The sequence below is a fragment of the Rhizobium anhuiense genome, from assembly GCF_003985145.1.
Taxonomy (GTDB): Bacteria; Pseudomonadota; Alphaproteobacteria; order Rhizobiales; family Rhizobiaceae; genus Rhizobium; species Rhizobium anhuiense.
In genome coordinates, this window is record NZ_ML133523.1 from 110,754 (window position 1) to 126,243 (window position 15,490).

Annotated in this window: 16 protein-coding genes and 1 pseudogene; 11 read left to right on the forward strand and 6 right to left on the reverse strand. The window is 61.1% G+C overall.

The genetic code is table 11. From position 1 onward, the window contains the following. The first annotated feature begins 204 nt into the window (after positions 1-204). A complete protein-coding gene (locus EEQ99_RS11005; protein WP_097542730.1) occupies positions 205-1,767 on the forward strand; it encodes a helicase HerA-like C-terminal domain-containing protein in 1,563 nt (520 codons plus the stop codon). A gap of 145 nt (positions 1,768-1,912) precedes the next feature. On the opposite strand, the gene EEQ99_RS34555 is transcribed toward EEQ99_RS11005, so the two are convergent. Continuing rightward, on the reverse strand, positions 1,913-2,101 hold the full coding sequence (locus EEQ99_RS34555; protein WP_164735921.1) for a hypothetical protein: 189 nt from the start codon (positions 2,099-2,101) through the stop codon (positions 1,913-1,915). On the opposite strand from EEQ99_RS34555, the gene EEQ99_RS11010 reads away from it, so the two are divergent. The 5 genes and pseudogenes from EEQ99_RS11010 to EEQ99_RS11030 all read left to right on the forward strand — a co-directional run bounded on the left by EEQ99_RS11010 (position 2,088) and on the right by EEQ99_RS11030 (position 7,665). Continuing rightward, positions 2,088-3,680, forward strand: a complete 1,593-nt coding sequence (locus tag EEQ99_RS11010; RefSeq protein ID WP_127430411.1) for an ABC-F family ATP-binding cassette domain-containing protein — start codon at positions 2,088-2,090, stop codon at positions 3,678-3,680. The two genes, EEQ99_RS34555 and EEQ99_RS11010, sit on opposite strands and share 14 nt — an antisense overlap. Before the next feature lie 226 nt (positions 3,681-3,906). Next, the gene (locus tag EEQ99_RS11015) at positions 3,907-4,509 is read left to right on the forward strand and encodes a hypothetical protein (RefSeq protein WP_127430412.1); all 603 of its coding nucleotides are present in this window, start codon (positions 3,907-3,909) and stop codon (positions 4,507-4,509) included. 66 nt (positions 4,510-4,575) lie between these two features. Further along, a pseudogene (locus EEQ99_RS11020) lies at positions 4,576-4,752 on the forward strand (ABC transporter ATP-binding protein); the annotation flags it as partial. A gap of 478 nt (positions 4,753-5,230) precedes the next feature. Then, complete coding sequence (locus EEQ99_RS11025; protein WP_244604791.1) at positions 5,231-7,189, forward strand: methyl-accepting chemotaxis protein; 1,959 nt, start codon at positions 5,231-5,233, stop codon at positions 7,187-7,189. Further along, positions 7,189-7,665: a chemotaxis protein CheW gene (locus tag EEQ99_RS11030; RefSeq protein WP_127430413.1), complete on the forward strand. Its 477-nt coding sequence runs from the start codon at positions 7,189-7,191 to the stop codon at positions 7,663-7,665. The genes EEQ99_RS11025 and EEQ99_RS11030 overlap by 1 nt, the downstream gene beginning before the upstream one ends. A gap of 81 nt (positions 7,666-7,746) precedes the next feature. On the opposite strand, the gene EEQ99_RS11035 is transcribed toward EEQ99_RS11030, so the two are convergent. After that, positions 7,747-8,739 (reverse strand): AraC family transcriptional regulator, encoded by a 993-nt coding sequence (locus tag EEQ99_RS11035; RefSeq protein WP_127430414.1) that lies wholly within the window; start codon positions 8,737-8,739, stop codon positions 7,747-7,749. On the opposite strand from EEQ99_RS11035, the gene EEQ99_RS34560 reads away from it, so the two are divergent. After that, complete coding sequence (locus EEQ99_RS34560; protein ID WP_164735922.1) at positions 8,721-9,161, forward strand: hypothetical protein; 441 nt, start codon at positions 8,721-8,723, stop codon at positions 9,159-9,161. The two genes, EEQ99_RS11035 and EEQ99_RS34560, sit on opposite strands and share 19 nt — an antisense overlap. A 168-nt stretch (positions 9,162-9,329) precedes the next feature. Next, the gene (locus tag EEQ99_RS11045; protein ID WP_127430416.1) at positions 9,330-10,850 is read left to right on the forward strand and encodes an ABC-F family ATP-binding cassette domain-containing protein; all 1,521 of its coding nucleotides are present in this window, start codon (positions 9,330-9,332) and stop codon (positions 10,848-10,850) included. Positions 10,851-11,033: 183 nt separating this feature from the next. Here the strand turns inward: EEQ99_RS11045 and EEQ99_RS11050 are convergent, their stop codons facing one another. The 3 genes from EEQ99_RS11050 to EEQ99_RS11060 form a co-directional block, all read right to left on the reverse strand. Then, positions 11,034-11,813, reverse strand: a complete 780-nt coding sequence (locus tag EEQ99_RS11050) for a VOC family protein (RefSeq protein ID WP_029868103.1) — start codon at positions 11,811-11,813, stop codon at positions 11,034-11,036. 80 nt (positions 11,814-11,893) lie between these two features. Further along, positions 11,894-12,358 carry a DUF1579 domain-containing protein gene (locus EEQ99_RS11055; RefSeq protein ID WP_047614219.1) on the reverse strand — a complete coding sequence of 155 codons (465 nt, stop codon included), beginning with the start codon at positions 12,356-12,358 and terminating at the stop codon, positions 11,894-11,896. A 50-nt stretch (positions 12,359-12,408) separates the two neighbouring features. Continuing rightward, entirely contained in the window at positions 12,409-13,137 is a 729-nt protein-coding gene (locus tag EEQ99_RS11060) for a DUF899 domain-containing protein (RefSeq protein WP_127430417.1), read from the reverse strand. 68 nt (positions 13,138-13,205) lie between these two features. Here EEQ99_RS11060 and EEQ99_RS11065 point away from each other — a divergent pair, with 68 nt between their 5' ends. Beyond that, positions 13,206-13,727 (forward strand): MarR family winged helix-turn-helix transcriptional regulator, encoded by a 522-nt coding sequence (locus EEQ99_RS11065; RefSeq protein WP_063476626.1) that lies wholly within the window; start codon positions 13,206-13,208, stop codon positions 13,725-13,727. A 7-nt stretch (positions 13,728-13,734) separates the two neighbouring features. Beyond that, positions 13,735-14,328 (forward strand): LysE family translocator, encoded by a 594-nt coding sequence (locus EEQ99_RS11070; RefSeq protein WP_127430418.1) that lies wholly within the window; start codon positions 13,735-13,737, stop codon positions 14,326-14,328. Positions 14,329-14,416: 88 nt separating this feature from the next. On the opposite strand, the gene EEQ99_RS11075 is transcribed toward EEQ99_RS11070, so the two are convergent. Then, positions 14,417-14,839: an organic hydroperoxide resistance protein gene (locus tag EEQ99_RS11075; protein ID WP_029868108.1), complete on the reverse strand. Its 423-nt coding sequence runs from the start codon at positions 14,837-14,839 to the stop codon at positions 14,417-14,419. 124 nt (positions 14,840-14,963) lie between these two features. Between EEQ99_RS11075 and EEQ99_RS11080 the strand changes: the two genes are divergently transcribed. Further along, positions 14,964-15,449 (forward strand): MarR family winged helix-turn-helix transcriptional regulator, encoded by a 486-nt coding sequence (locus EEQ99_RS11080; RefSeq protein ID WP_047614211.1) that lies wholly within the window; start codon positions 14,964-14,966, stop codon positions 15,447-15,449. Positions 15,450-15,490: the final 41 nt, after the last annotated feature.

The following is a 15,490-nucleotide window of genomic DNA, read 5'->3' on the forward strand; positions in this document are numbered from 1 at the left end:
CGTCAACGTTAATGGAAATTCCACAGGAACTCAAGCCGGCCTCTCCGCGGGGGGCACTTTGTCCGGTTTTGCTTTTAATGCAAACAGTTGTCCGCATCCATCTCCCTGCTTATAACAGGGAAACGATGGTTCGATGAAGGCGGCGGGAGAGAACACCGAGCCTTCTGACATAAATGGCGGCAAAGCCCGAAGGGAGCATTCCGAATGATCGAGGAAGGCAAGATTTTCATCGGCGCGAGCCGCAATCCCGATGACAGCATCAACAAGCCGGAATATCTCGACCTGAAGTTCGGCAACCGCCACGGCCTCGTCACCGGCGCCACCGGCACCGGCAAGACGGTGACGCTGCAGGTGCTCGCCGAAGGCTTTTCGCGGGCCGGCGTTCCGGTCTTTGCGGCCGATATCAAGGGCGATCTTTCCGGCATCGCCGCCAAGGGCGAGCCCAAGGATTTCCTGACGAAGCGCGCCGAGCAGATCGGTTTCACCGATTATGAATTCGATCAGTTTCCGGTGATCTTCTGGGATCTGTTCGGCGAGAAGGGCCACCGGGTGCGCACCACCATCGCCGAGATGGGACCGTTGCTGCTCGCCCGCCTGATGGATGCCTCCGAACCGCAGGAAGGCGTCATCAACATCGCCTTCAAGATCGCCGACCAGGGCGGGCTGCCGCTGCTCGACCTCAAGGATTTCAGCTCGCTGCTCAACTATATGGGCGAAAACGCCAGCGAACTTTCCAACCAGTACGGCCTGATCTCCAAGGCCTCGGTCGGCTCGATCCAGCGGGCGCTGCTCGTTCTCGAACAGCAGGGTGCGGAGCACTTCTTCGGCGAACCGGCGCTGAAGATCTCCGACATCATGCGCACCAGCAATAATGGCTATGGCCAAATCTCGGTGCTCGCCGCCGACAAGCTGATGATGAACCCGCGGCTCTACGCCACCTTCCTGCTCTGGCTGCTCTCGGAGCTCTTCGAGGAGTTGCCCGAGGTGGGCGATCCGGAAAAGCCGAAGCTCGTCTTCTTCTTCGACGAGGCGCATCTGCTCTTCAATGACGCACCGAAGGTACTGACCGAACGCGTCGAACAGGTCGTGCGACTGATCCGCTCCAAGGGTGTCGGCGTCTATTTCGTCACGCAGAATCCGCTCGACGTGCCGGAAACGGTGCTCGCCCAACTCGGCAACCGGGCGCAGCATGCATTGCGCGCCTATTCGCCGCGCGAACAGAAGGCGGTGAGGACGGCGGCCGATACCTTCCGTGCGAATCCGGCCTTCGATTGCGCCACCGTCATCACCAATCTCGGCACCGGCGAGGCGCTGGTCTCGACGCTGGAAGCCAAGGGCGCGCCGTCGATCGTCGAGCGCACGCTGATCCGCCCGCCGTCGGGCCGCGTCGGCCCGGTGACGGATGCCGAGCGCCAGCAGATCATGGACAGAAGCCCGGTTCTCGGCGTCTATGACGAGGATATCGACCGCGAATCCGCCTTCGAGCTGCTGGCGGCGCGGGCAAAGAAGGCGGCGGATGCCGATGCTGCCAAGCGGGCGCAGGAAGAGGCGCCTCAGCAGGGCAGCACGACCTCCGGCTGGAGCCTGCCGGGTTTCGGCGGCGGCAATGACGACGATAACCAGGGCCGCGGCCAATCGCGCGGCCGGGCTTCCGGCTACCAGCGCGAAACGGTGGTGGAAGCGGCGATGAAGAGTGTGGCGCGCACGGTGGCGACGCAGGTCGGCCGGGCGCTGGTGCGCGGAATATTGGGGAGCTTGAAGCGGTAGGTTTGCGGCGCGCCGTAAGCCCCTCATCCGCCTGCCGGCACCTTCTCCCCGCTCGCGGGGAGAAGGGGGATGGCCGCAACCTCTCCGTCCCCACCAACCTTTCGCAGGGCACGTCCCCTCGCCCCGTTTACGGGGTGAGGGGTAATCACCCGACGAAGCCGGCCAAGGAAAGCGGGCGGTCAGTTGGCTCTTTGCCTTGAACCTTCCGCCTTTCTTCCCTAAATTCCCCGCCATCGATCATTTCAACAGGATGTGTGCCGCAATGGATTTCAACTCGATCGCAACGCCAGTTCGCCTTGCCAACGAGGAAATCCACATCCATGCCTGCATCCATCACCCTCTCCCAGATTTCATGGTCCGCGCCTGACGGGCGGCCGCTTTTTTCCAATCTCGACCTCAGCATCGGGTCGGAGCGCACCGGTCTTGTCGGGCGCAACGGCGTCGGCAAGACGACGCTGCTGAAGCTCGTCTGCGGCGATATCCAGCCGCACTCGGGGACAATATCCGTCAGCGGCAGCCTCGGCGTGCTGCGGCAGAGCGTTCAGGTGGCGTCTGACGAGACGGTCGGCGATCTCTTCGGCGTCACCGATGCGCTGGCTATTCTGCATCGTGCCGAAGCCGGCGAGGCGACGGTCGACGAGCTGGCATCGGCCGACTGGACGTTGGAGGCGCGCATGGCCGCAGCGCTCAATCGCACCGGCCTCGACGTGGTCGCGCAGACCCCGCTTGCGGCACTCTCGGGCGGGCAGCGCACACGTGCCGGGCTTGCGGCGCTTGTTTTCACCGAACCGGATTTCCTGCTGCTCGACGAACCCACAAACAATCTCGATCGCGATGGCCGCGAGGCGGTGATCGGCCTGATTTCAGGCTGGCGGGCCGGCGCCATCATCGTCAGCCATGACCGGGAATTGCTTGAAAGCGTCGATGCGATCGTCGAACTGACCTCGCTCAGCGCCACGCGCTATGGCGGCAACTGGAGCCATTATCGCGAGCGCAAGGCGCTCGAGCTTGCGGCGGCACAACATGATCTCACTGAAGCCGATAAACGCGTGGCCGAGGTGGCGCGGAAGGCGCAGGCGACGGTGGAGCGTCAGGCGCACAGGGACAGTACCGGGCGGAAGATGGCCGCCAAGGGCGGCATACCGCGCATCATGCTCGGTGGCATGAAGGAGCGGAGCGAAACGACGGGCGGCGACAATGCGCGGCTTGCCGAACGGCGGCGCGCCCAGGCGCTGGAAGAGGCAAAGGCGGCGCGCGAAAAGATCGAGATCCTGCAACCCTTGTCGGTCACCTTGCCGCCGACCGGGCTGCCCGCCAGCAAGATCGTGCTCAGGATGGATGACGTGACATCGGGCTACCAGCCGGGTGATCCCGTCATCCGCGATCTCTCCTTCGACGTGACGGGGCCGGAACGGATCGCCGTCACCGGCCCCAACGGCTCGGGCAAGACCACCTTGCTGGCGCTCATCACCGGCGAACTGGAACCCTGGGCCGGCACCGTCGCCGTCATGACCGCTTTCACGATACTCGATCAGAAGGTCAGCCTGCTCGACCCCTCGGCCTCGATCCGCGACAATTTCCGCCGGATCAATCCGCTTTCCGATGAAAACACTTGCCGGGCGGCCCTTGCCCGCTTCATGTTCAGGGCGGATGCGGCGCTGCAGACCGTCTCGACGCTGAGCGGCGGGCAATTGCTGCGCGCCGGCCTTGCCTGCGTCCTGGGCTCAGCACCGCCGCCGCTCCTGATCCTCGACGAGCCGACCAATCATCTCGACATCGACTCGATTGCTGCGGTTGAGGCCGGACTGCGCGCTTATGACGGGGCGCTGCTGGTGGTCAGCCATGACGAGACGTTTCTCGAGAGTATCGGGATAGAGCAGCGGCTGGAGTTACCGGGTGATGGGGTTAAGTGATTTTAGGGGGGAGCATCGGTGCCTCCCGCCAGCGACGCTCTGACGGCTGCCCTGGGGTATTTTGCCTTTCGGCCTGCCATCAACTCTTCGCTCAATCTCGATTGCTCCACTAGCCCGTTTCGCCATGAAAGGGCTTCCTGTCGCTAGTTCGAAAGCAATACCCTACTTGCAAGATATAACGCATTCAACCTATGACAGTCACCGCCGCGGCTTGGAGGAGAAGGGCATGACTATGGAAGAGGCGATCGGGCATCGTGCAGCCCAAAAGTGGAGCCTTTGGAGAAGCGCCAATATTGGCGTTAGCGTTAGCGCTGTCACCTTGTTACTTCAGGTCGCCAATGGTCGAGGCTTTGAACTAGCAAACTACGCCCACACTCGGAGTGCGGAAACGATTGGCGCTTTAGGTGGGCAGGTTCTCGCCGCACCACTATTATTTGTTGTGATTGCGGCCATACGAAACGTTTTCAAAAGGGGGCAAGCTAAGTCGAACGCAAGTGCCATTCGGGGGGCAATCACGTTCGCGGCGCTCTTTGTCACAATTTTCGCCGGCCTTTTTACCTACGGAGAGTTTGTGTTCTCTCGCGATGAAGCAATCGGTGGCGAAGCGCGAAAATCATTCATAGCTGACACCCAGTTTGCGTGCGTTCAGAAGCAGGCCTCACTCAACCAAGCTATTACCCAGCAGCAAATCCAAACCTATTGCACCTGTTTGACCGAGAAGATGGCCGACATCACGACGTACAAACAATTGGGCACTGAACTGACTGCCAAAGCCCTTGCGGACCTGCAGCAAAAGGTTGGAGCAATAAGTAACCTTTGCCGCCAATGACTTCTGAACGGCCCAATTCTGGTGCAGATATGGTGAGCCATTGCGACACTTCTGGTCACGATGACGCTCCTGATCCTCGACGAGCCGACCAACAATCTCGACATCGACTCGATATCAGCGGTCGAGGCCGCGCTGCGCGCTTATGACGGGGCGCTGCTCCTCGTCAGCCACGACGAGACCTTTCTCAGGAGCATCGGGATAACGCGGCGGCTGGAGCTGACTGCCGCTGGGCTGAGTGGATAAATCAGGAATTGGCGGGTAGACGCGGTGTTAAATCCAGCCCTTTGAAGCACCATCACGACCTCAGCCAAGACAGCCGAGCTTCTGGTTCGCGTGATGTTTGCCTTACAAGATCTGTGTCTTGGCTATCCTGGTCTCCACTCTCCTGTCCAATTCGCGTCGATTAAAGCTGGCGCATTTCTTCACGCAAAATTTTATTAACCAATACAATGGTTTGCTCCAATTGCCAAAAGACGCGATCCACTAGGAGCTTTCTGGTGGCCCGTGAGCGAGGGAACATGTCGGCGAAATGACATCGTCGACAGAGGCGCTCATTTTCACCCGATTGAAGGGCCACCTGAGATCAACGCCGCCCAAGCGTTGGCCGAGAGCATCGCTATTTCACAGGCATGAATGCCTATTCACCGGTTTTCGCCATCCGCGGAAGACGATCCTTTGCGCTTGGCTGCAAGCGAATATTACAGCAATTTAAGGAGTTGATATGCTTTTCTTCAAGAACGCCAGAGTCCGAACAAAGCTTGCCGTATCGTCGGCGGTCGGAATCCTTCTCATCATTTGCATGATCGTCAATCAACAGCTGGCAGGGCGGGATATAGCCCTGGCGAACCAAACCGTTGATCGGGAACAGATCATCCTCAACGGTATCCAGACGGCCTCTCTGTCTCTCGCCGAAATGCGCGTTGCCGCTCGCGATGTCGATTTCGCGATATCTGGTGAGGAATTGCAAGCGGCACTCAATCGAGCCAAAACCGCCAGCCAACAGGCTTGGGATGGCCTCGCCCAACCCATAAGCATTGCCCTGAAGCCCGATGTTCTCAACGATATCCGCAACACCCTCAGAGCCTACGAAGCGTTGATTGCCAAACGTGCCTCTGCGCTGTCTGGCGCCATGGCGAACAAACCAGGGGTGGCACTGAGCCAGACGGACATCTCTGCCGCATTGGCTGTCGTTTCGAACGATGAAATCGGACAGACGATGAATCAAGCCCGCGTCGCAACCGAGGCGTCCATCAAGAATGCGCGCCATTTCACCGAAGAAGCAAAAGCCGCATTGGCTGCGACGGTAGCAAGGGGCGACTCGATTGCGCTGATCGTTGGTGCCTGTGTCGTTCTTGTCCTTCTTGCTTCGGCCATCGGCCTGATGTTCAGCATCGCCAAACCGATCCAGACCATGACGATTGCGATGCGGCGGCTCTCACAAGGCGAGCTCGATGTCGATGTGGCCCAGATCTCGCGTCGAGACGAGATCGGCGAAATGGCAGCGGCAGTCGAAGTCTTTCGCGTAAATGCGCTCACCAACCGGAAGCTGGAACAAGAAGCCGAAGCCAATCGCAACATGTCCGAGGAGGAACGCCGCCGCCAGGCCGATGCGGACCAGCGTCGCGCCGAGGAAATGACGCAGGCGACGGAAGGCCTTGGGGCAGGTCTCAAGCATTTGGCGAGCGGCGACTTGTCGATCCAGCTTTCCGAGCCCTTCGCCTCCGACTTTGAAAGCCTGCGCACCGACTTCAATGCGGCGGTGGCCCAGCTCGCCGGCACGTTGCGTGCTGTTGCTCATGCGACCGGCGCAATCGATACCGGCATACAGGAGATCGGCCAGAGCGCCGAGGATCTGTCGAAGCGCACCGAACAGCAGGCGGCCTCGCTCGAGGAGACGGCAGCGGCCCTCGATCAGATCACCGTCAATGTCAGCTCTTCGACGAAGCGAACCGAAGAGGCGCGTTCGATTGCCACCGAGGCCAATCTGAGTGCGCAGAAATCAGCCCAGGTCGTCTCTCATGCGGAAGAAGCCATGCGCCGCATTGAGGAGAGCTCGCAGCAGATCTCCAACATTATCGGTGTCATCGACGAGATCGCCTTCCAGACCAATCTCCTGGCGCTCAACGCCGGGGTCGAGGCGGCCCGCGCCGGCGAAGCCGGCAAAGGCTTTGCCGTCGTCGCCCAAGAGGTGCGTGAACTGGCGCAGCGCTCCGCTCAGGCCGCCAAGGAAATCAAGGGGCTGATTCAGAATTCGTCGACGGAAGTTGAAAGCGGCGTCAGGCTGGTGCGCGAAACCGGCGAGGCGCTGAACGTGATCGGCGGCTTCATCGGGCAGGTCAACAGCCATATGAACGCGATCGCCACCTCGGCGCGGGAGCAGTCGACAGGGCTGGCCGAGATCAACACCGCGGTCAATTCGATGGACCAGAGCACCCAGCAGAACGCAGCGATGGTGGAACAATCGACCGCGGCAGCCTCAAACCTCGCCCAGGAGGCGGCCAAGTTGCGCGATCTCGTCGCCCGCTTCAGCCTTGAAGGCGCGGCCACCCAGCCACGTGCAGCTGTCTCCGCGAACCGACCGGTGGCTTCGCCCGCCCGCGCGCTCGGAAATAGGCTCGCCAGCGCCTTCGGCAGCAGGACGGCCACAGCTGCAGCTGTGAAAGAATGGGAGGACTTTTGATGCCTGATCAGCATTCCGGCGAGCAGCGCTCAAGCACGGCTCTGGAAATCATCGCCTTCCACCTCGGCGACCAGCAATTCTGCATCAGGACGACCGTGATACGGGAAATCCGGGGATGGGCAGCGGCAACGCCGCTGCCCCATGCGCCGCCGCATGTTCTCGGCGTGATGAACCTGCGTGGCTTGGTCATTCCCGTCATAAACTTGGCAGCGAAGCTCGGTGTGCTCAGTGTCGTCGATACCAGTCGCAGCGCCATCGTCGTCGCCGAGGTCGGCACAAACATCGTTGGCCTGGTCGTTGATCGGGTCTCCGATATCCTGTCGATCAGCGAGAAACTGATCCAGCCTGTGCCTGATCTGGGCGCCGCATTCGATCCTGCCTTCTCACACGGCATCATCCCCCTCGAACAGGGCATGGTTTGCTTCCTGAACCTCGATCATTTGTTCGCAAACCTCGACCTGGCGGACGCCGCCTAGAACAGGATGGTTTTAGGCCGGGTCGGCCTAAAACCTGAATCCTCTTTTAAATTATGCGCATTCACCGGATCGCAGCGCCAGTCAAACAACAAAAGATCGTTTCCTGGTGTCCGATGGATTCTCGCCGTAGGCAGCTCGATAGATGGCGGAAAAGCGACCGAAATGCGAGAAGCCCCACCTCTGGCATATTTCTCTCACCGATTGATGGTTCGACGGATCCAGAAGGTCCTGACGGACCGCCTGCAAGCGCATCGTGCGCAGATAGGCCGCCGGCGTCGTTTGCCTGAAAACGCGGAAGCCGTTTTCAAGTGCGCGAATGGAAACGCCGGCCGCCTCAGCCACCGTCTGCGTTACAATAGGCCGGTCGATATTGGCCTGCATGAAATCGATTGCGCGGCGAACGTGCCGAGGCGCAATCGTCAAAGGCTTCTTGTCCAAAAGCGCCGAGAAGCGATGCGGGATCGTTCGCACCACCAGATCCGCCAGCACTTCCGTCAGGTGCGACATCGCGACCGGCGATTGGAGCAGCAGTCCATTGTCGCGCATCCCAATGGCGAAGGTTTGGACCACCTTGCCGATCAATTGGCCAGATTGGGTGGAAAGATCCATCGCCGGCAACAACTCCAGCGCTCCGGTAAACGGTATTTCAAAGACCGCGGCGATCGTCTTTGAAATTATTTTCCAATCCAGTCGCAGCACGTCTGATAGATGGGGTTCCCCCTTCACGTCAAAACGCTCTGCCTCATGAGAGTTCACCAGGAGCATCCCACCAGGCGTGCCTTCGATTGTTCTTCGGCCAAGCGTTGCAACGACTGCACCGCTGCGAGGTAAAATAATCGATAGCCACTCCGGAGTTTCGGGCGCAGCTTTTAGCTGCCACGGCGACGAATACTGCGCTGAGACCACCGTCACGGTGCCGTCAGATCGGGTATCTGATTTCCAGAGAAATTTTCCTGCCGGGCTAGCGGGCCATGCTTCGAAAGGGCCGAAATTCTCCGTGTGACTCTCAACCATCTGCTCAAAAGTTGACCCTTGGAAGCGGGGCGGGAAGCCAAATGGAGCGTTTTCAGGCATACAAGCTCAATCGAAACGGCCAAGATGTGGCGAAATTGAAAGACAACGCCTCGTCGGCGAAAGACGAGCGATTCTCGCGGGCAGAAAGCAAATCGCGTGCCATATTTTCACAGTGCCCGGACTTAATCTCGTGTTTGTTGTCGCTTCGAATAGACCCAGTTGCTGTGGATCGCCGGGACGGTCGTCAGCTTGAAGGGGGAGCAGCCGAATGGCGCAAGCCAGAGCTCGGGCGACGGTATCTAGACCAGCGGCTTATGGCGGATATCGGCGTCCTTGCGGCTCACTTGCCTCTTTTTGCGGGCAATGTTATTTGGATCCGGCAACCTTTTTTGAGAAAGGAGGATCACGCAATGCAGTATTATTTTCGGTTTAATCGCCAGCGTGGTCCCGTCAACGCCCTGCAAACGCGTTTGCAGGGCTGACCAGAGGCCGTTTCTCGACATCTCTTCCTGGTCTGCCCTTCGTGGCCAATGCGACGCCGTAGCTGACAGCGCGCATTCTTCTCAATTTCCAGGCCCGATACACGCAATCCCGTGATGGCTGAATGCCCCGGATCGCGCGTGATACCCGGTCAAGACCAGAGAACGATCATGACACTCATCAATATCCGCAATCTCGGCGTGACGCTGGGCAATCCGTTGTTTTCCAAGCTCAATCTCGTCGTCAACACAGGCGATCGCATCGGCCTCGTCGCCGCCAACGGGCGGGGCAAATCGACGCTGCTTGCCTGCATCACCGGCGCGCTGGAGCCGAGCGAGGGCGAGATCACCAAGGCGCGCGGGCTGACCGTCGGCCATGTCGCGCAGAATGTGCCGCCGGAGCTTTTCGACACGCCGTTCTATGATGCCGTGCTGCAGGCGCTGCCGGCCGATCAGGCCGAAAGCGAGAGCTGGCGCGTCGACGTGGTGCTGGAATCGCTCGAGGTGCTGGAGGCCATGCGCGCTCGGCCGCTGAAGCAGTTGAGCGGCGGATGGCAGCGGCTGGCCATGCTTGCCCGCACCTGGGTGAGCGAACCCGACGTGCTTCTGCTCGACGAGCCGACCAACCATCTCGACCTTGAAAAGATCGCCCAGCTCGAAGGCTGGTTGAATGCGCTGCCGCGCGACGTGCCGGTGATCCTGTCCAGCCACGACCGCGCCTTCCTCGATGCGACGACCAACCGAACGCTGTTCCTGCGGCCGGAGCAATCGCCGGTCTTCGCCCTGCCCTACACACGAGCGCGCGCCGCCGTGGACGAAGCCGATGCGTCAGAGGCGCGGCGCTACGAGCGCGACATGAAGGTGGCGGAGCAGTTGCGCAAGCAGGCGGCGAAGCTCAACAATATCGGCATCAATTCGGGCAGCGACCTGCTCGTCGTCAAGACGAAGCAGCTCAAGCAGCGGGCGGAGAAGCTGGAGGATGCGGCAAAACCGGCGCATCTCGAGCGCTCGGCCGGCGCCATCCGGCTCGCCAATCGCGGCACGCATGCCAAGGTGCTCGTGACGCTGGAGGATGCGGCCGTGACGACGCCGGATGGGACGCCTCTATTCAAGACCGGCCGGCAATTCATCTGCCAGGGCGACCGCATCGTGCTGCTCGGCCTCAACGGCGCCGGCAAGTCGCGGCTGGTGTCGATGCTGAAGCAGGCGATCGAAAGGCCGGAGACGGCGCGCGACAGCATCAAGGCGACGCCTTCGCTCGTGCTCGGCTATGGCGACCAGGCGCTTGCCGATCTCGCCGACAGCGACACGCCGATTGGCACGATCATCCGCCGCTTCGATGTCGGCGACCAGCGGGCACGGGCCCTGCTGGCCGGCGCCGGCATGACGATCGACATGCAGGCAAAACCGATCGGCCAGCTGTCCGGTGGCCAGAAGGCGCGGCTCGGCATGCTGGTGCTGCGGCTGCCCGAGCCGAACTTCTATCTGCTCGACGAGCCGACCAATCACCTCGACATCGATGGACAGGAAGCGCTGGAGGGCGAACTGATGTCGCATGAAGCGAGCTGCCTGCTGGTCTCACACGACCGCAGTTTCGTGCGGGCGGTGGGCAACCGGTTCTGGCTGATCGAGAAGAAGCGGCTGGTGGAGGTGGAGAGCCCGGAAGGGTTCTTTGCTTCGGTTGCGGGGTGATGGATGGGTGTGATTGGTGTTGGCCGTGTGCCGTGAAGCCACCTCATCCGGCTGCCGCCCTTCTCCCCGCGGGGAGAAGGGACTCGTGGCGACGTCTCGATTCCCCCTTCTCTCCTCGGGGAGAAGGTGCCCGTAGGGCGGATAAGGGGGCTTTACGCCACACCGCCAAAAATGCGGCAAAACCTACCGCTTCGGCGCCACCAGGCAGAAGAAGGCGCCTTGCGGGTCGGTGGCCTGGATGATCCAGCTGCCGCCGGGGACTTCCATCGGGCCGTTGACGACCTTGCCGCCGCCTGAGGTGACGCGTTCGATCGCGGCGTCGATCGCCGGCACGATGAAATAGTAGCACCAGAAGGGCATCGGCATATTGTCCGGCTTGGTCATCATGCCGCCGATCTGCCGGCCACCATGGGCGAAGAGATGGTAGACGCCCATCGGACCCATGTCGAAATCGCTGTGCTTCGTCCAGCCGAACAGCTTGGAATAGAAGGCCAGCGCCTGTTCGCCATTGCCGGCGTAGAGTTCGTGCCAGCCGATATTGCCGGGCGCGTCGAAGGCCAGTTCCGGCCAGGTTTTGTCCATCGGCGCCGGCGTCATGATACAGATCACCGCGCCACCCGGATCGGCGACGACGGCGAAGCGGCCGATGGTCGGGATGTCTTCCGGCGGACGGCGGACCGAACCGCCATTGGCGGCGAAATCCTTGGCCGACTGATCGACGTCGTCGACATCAACATAACCCGTCCAGTTCGGTGGAATGCCCTTGCCCTCGAGTTCGGCCGGAAACTCCATCAGGCCGGCGACGCCGATGCCGTTCGCCTCGAAGATCGTATAGGTCGGCATGCCCTCCATTTTCATCTCGGAGGTCGTCCAGCCGACGACGGAGCTGTAGAATTTCGCAGCAGCCGCTGTGTCGGGGGTCATCAACTCGCACCAGATGAACTTTCCATGCGTCTCGGACATCCTACTCTCCCTTTTTCGACGCTCCTTTCCCGAGGCCTCTTTTTCGAAACCCCTTCTTTCAAGGTCGAGCGCCGTGATTGTCAGATCTTGCGGGCGTAATGTGCTTCCATGAACTGCTTCCAGGAACCGTCAGGCTGCTTGGCGCTGGAGATGAAGGTGCGGTGATCGGCGTCGGTGAAGGTGATCTGCTCGCGGTAATCGGCAAGTCCCTCGCCATTGAAGTCGGGACCTGTCGTATAGAGGTCCAGCACATTGCCGGATGCGTCGAGCTCGCCCTCATAGACCCACATATAGTCCATCATGCTGCCGATCCAGCTGCCGATATATTTGCCTTTTGCGGCGTTGTAGCCAAGCGTCAGGATGCTGGTCGCCTCTTTACCATCCGGCATGCGGCCGGTCCCTTCGGCGACGAACCAGATGCCGTGCAGCGAGCGCACGGTTTCCGTCCAGGGCTCGCTGCCGGTCATATCGGGTGCGGTGACGGTCCATTCGCCGATCAGTCTTTCCAGGAAGGAATGTTCCTTCAGCACTTCAGCGGTCTTCATCGTCCTCTTCTCCCTTGAGTGATGGTGGCGTCGTCTTTCCGCATCCCGGCTCAGTGACAGCAGGATGGCGCCTTCGGGGCCCCCTCATATTCGTCGTGGCGGCGCACGAAATTCATCGTGCTGTCCTCGTTACGGCCCTTCGGGGCGCGGTCGAGGATCATCAAGGTGCCGATCAGTTCTTCCGGGCCGCGGGCATAACTCGAATAGGTATGGAAGACCTCGCCCTTGTCGTTGCGGTAGAAGGCGCTGAGGCCCGGCAGCTCGTCATTGGCATCAGCCGGCGGCATAGGCGTGAAATTGTAAAAGACCTTGTCTTTGGCAAGATCCTCCGGGCTGAAAGAAACGTGATAATCGAAATTGAAATCGCTGCCGAAGGAAGAGACCCAGGGAAATTGCCAGCCCATGCGCCGCTTGTAGGCGGCGATCTTGTCGAGCGGCGCGCGCGAAACGGCGACCCAGGTGACGTCGTGATGGTTCAGATGCGGCAGGGCGCCGTCGACATGATCCGACAGGAAGGAACAGCCGGTGCAGCCGGCATCCCAATCGGGGCCGAGCATGAAATGATAGACCAGCAACTGGCTGCGGCCGTCGAAAAGATCGGCGAGCGATTTCTTTCCCTCCGGCGTGTCGAAGACATAATCCTTGTCGACCTTCACCCAGGGCAGCGCCAGACGGGCGGCGTTGACGCTGTCGCGCAGCCGCGTCGCCTCCTTCTCCTTTACCAGCAGGGCGCGGCGGGCTTCGAGCCATTCTTCTCGGGAAACAACCTCATTCTGCATGGAATGCGCCCTCCTCCGGCACGCTCCTTTTCCTTGACTAATTACATTGATATCAATAGAAATGGAGCATGTCAAATTCGATCGAGATTCCCTTTTCCACGACGCTGATGGTGCGCGACACCTGCCTCTGCCTGCATGTGCAGCGGGCAGCGCGCGCACTTGCCCGGCTGTTCGACGATGCGCTGAGGCCGGCGGGGCTGACCAACGGGCAGTTTTCGCTGATGATGTCGCTGAACCGGCCGGAACCGCCGCCGATGGGACCGGTCGCCGCCCTGCTCGCCATGGACCAGACAACGCTGACGGCGGCGCTGAAGCCGCTGCAGCGCAAGGGCTGGGTCGCAGTGATGGAGAACCCCCGGGATAGGCGCGGCCGGCTGCTGAGCCTCACCGCCGATGGCAAGGCGGCGCTGGCAAAGGCGCTGCCGATCTGGGAAAAAACGCATGCGCTGCTTGACGGCAGGCTCTCGGATGGCGGTTCCGCGCGGCTGCGGCAGGACCTGCAGGCGCTATCATCCATGCCGGCCGAAACGCTGAAGGCCGCTGCGTCGCCGCGGCCGTCCCGTCATAACAGGCGGACAACGGCGGAATAGGCGGGCTATGAGCATCTGGTTCTTCATCATTCCCTTCACACTCGCCGCCGCCCTTCCGGGACCGGCCCAGGGCGCGCTGATCGCGCAGGTGCTTACGCGTGGCGGGCGCTCGACGCTTACCTTCATCCTCGGCATGGTCGCCGGCAATTCGCTCTGGCTGGTGGCAGCGATCTCAGGGCTTTCGGCGCTGGCATTGCGCTTCGAGGCCGCCTTCGTCATCGTCAAATGGCTGGGGGTCGCCTATCTGCTGTTCATAGCCTGGAAGCTCTGGACGAGCGCGCCTGATGGCATCCAGGCGCAGGCGGGCGGCAAGCGCGGCCTGGTCGCCGGCATGCTGCTGACGCTCGGCAATCCGAAGGCGGTGGTGTTTTTCGGGGCGGTGCTGCCACAGGCCTTCGATCTGACGGCGCTGTCGGTATCGCAGATTGCCGTGATCGTCGCTCTCGGCCTTGCGATCGATCTCGGCGTGCAAGTCGCCTATCTCATGGTCGCGGCAAGAGCCCGCGCCTTCATCCGCTCACCACGCCAGATGCGGGCGGTGAACCGGTCGGCGGCAGGGCTGGTGGCGGGTTCGGCGGCGCTGATCGCGATGCGGAGCTGAAATCGAACCGATTTCCCACCAGGTCAATGGCCCTGCCCTGCCGGCAGATTGCGGCAGCCATCGCGGCTGCCGCTTTTCTTAAAGCCGATCAGGCAACCGTGACCGGAACTTCGGTCGAGGTGCGCATGGCGTGGCTGTAGGGGCAGACGATGTGGGCCGCCGCGGCGAGCTTTTCGGCGGTTTCGCGGTCGAGACCGGGGATATTGACCGTCAGCGCCACTTCGATGCCGAAGCCGCCGCCATCTTCACGCGGGCCGATGCCGACCTTGGCGGAAACCGTCGTCTCTTCCGGAATCTTGACCTTCTGCTGGCCCGCGACAAATTTCAAAGCACCGAGGAAGCAGGCGGAGTAACCGGCAGCGAAGAGCTGTTCGGGATTGGTGCCGGTCGCGCCGTCGCCGCCGAGTTCCTTGGGAACGGTCAGCGTCACGTCCAGAACGCCGTTTTCGGAAACGGCGCGGCCTGCGCGGCCGCCGGTGGCAGAGGCTTTGGTCGTATAGAGAATAGGCATGACGATCTCCTTTGATTGGCCCTTCGATCGGGTTGGATTTTCAATATCGCACAATTAAATTGTACGCAAGTGAATTTTGCAAATTGCATTTCGAATTCGAAAAGAGGACAATAAGGCCTCAAGGATGATGGATATGAAAGCGCACACGACGAAGACGATGGAGATACCGCAAGAGGAGAAACGACTGGAAAAGCAGTTGTGCTTCGCGGTCTATGCGACGGCGCATGCTTTCACCCGCGCCTACAAGCCAATCCTCGACCGGGTCGGGCTGACTTATCCGCAATATCTGGTGATGCTGGTGCTCTGGGAACGCAGCGAGTTGCCGGTGAAGACGATCGGCGAGCAGCTCGATCTCGATTCCGGCACGCTGTCGCCGCTGTTGAAACGGCTGGAACAGGGCGGACTGATCAAGCGCATCCGCGACCTGCGCGACGAACGGCAGGTAATCGTGTCACTGACCCCGAGAGGTGAGGCGATGAAGGGGGAGATCGATACGATCATGACGGCGATCGGGCAAGCCGCCGGCTGCACGCTCAAGGAAATGGCCGAGATGCGCGACATGCTGCATCGGCTGCGCGGCAATCTCGCCCACGCCGGCACGGACGGCTGAACGCATCCACCCGGTCAGCCTAAATAAGGGCACCCACCGAG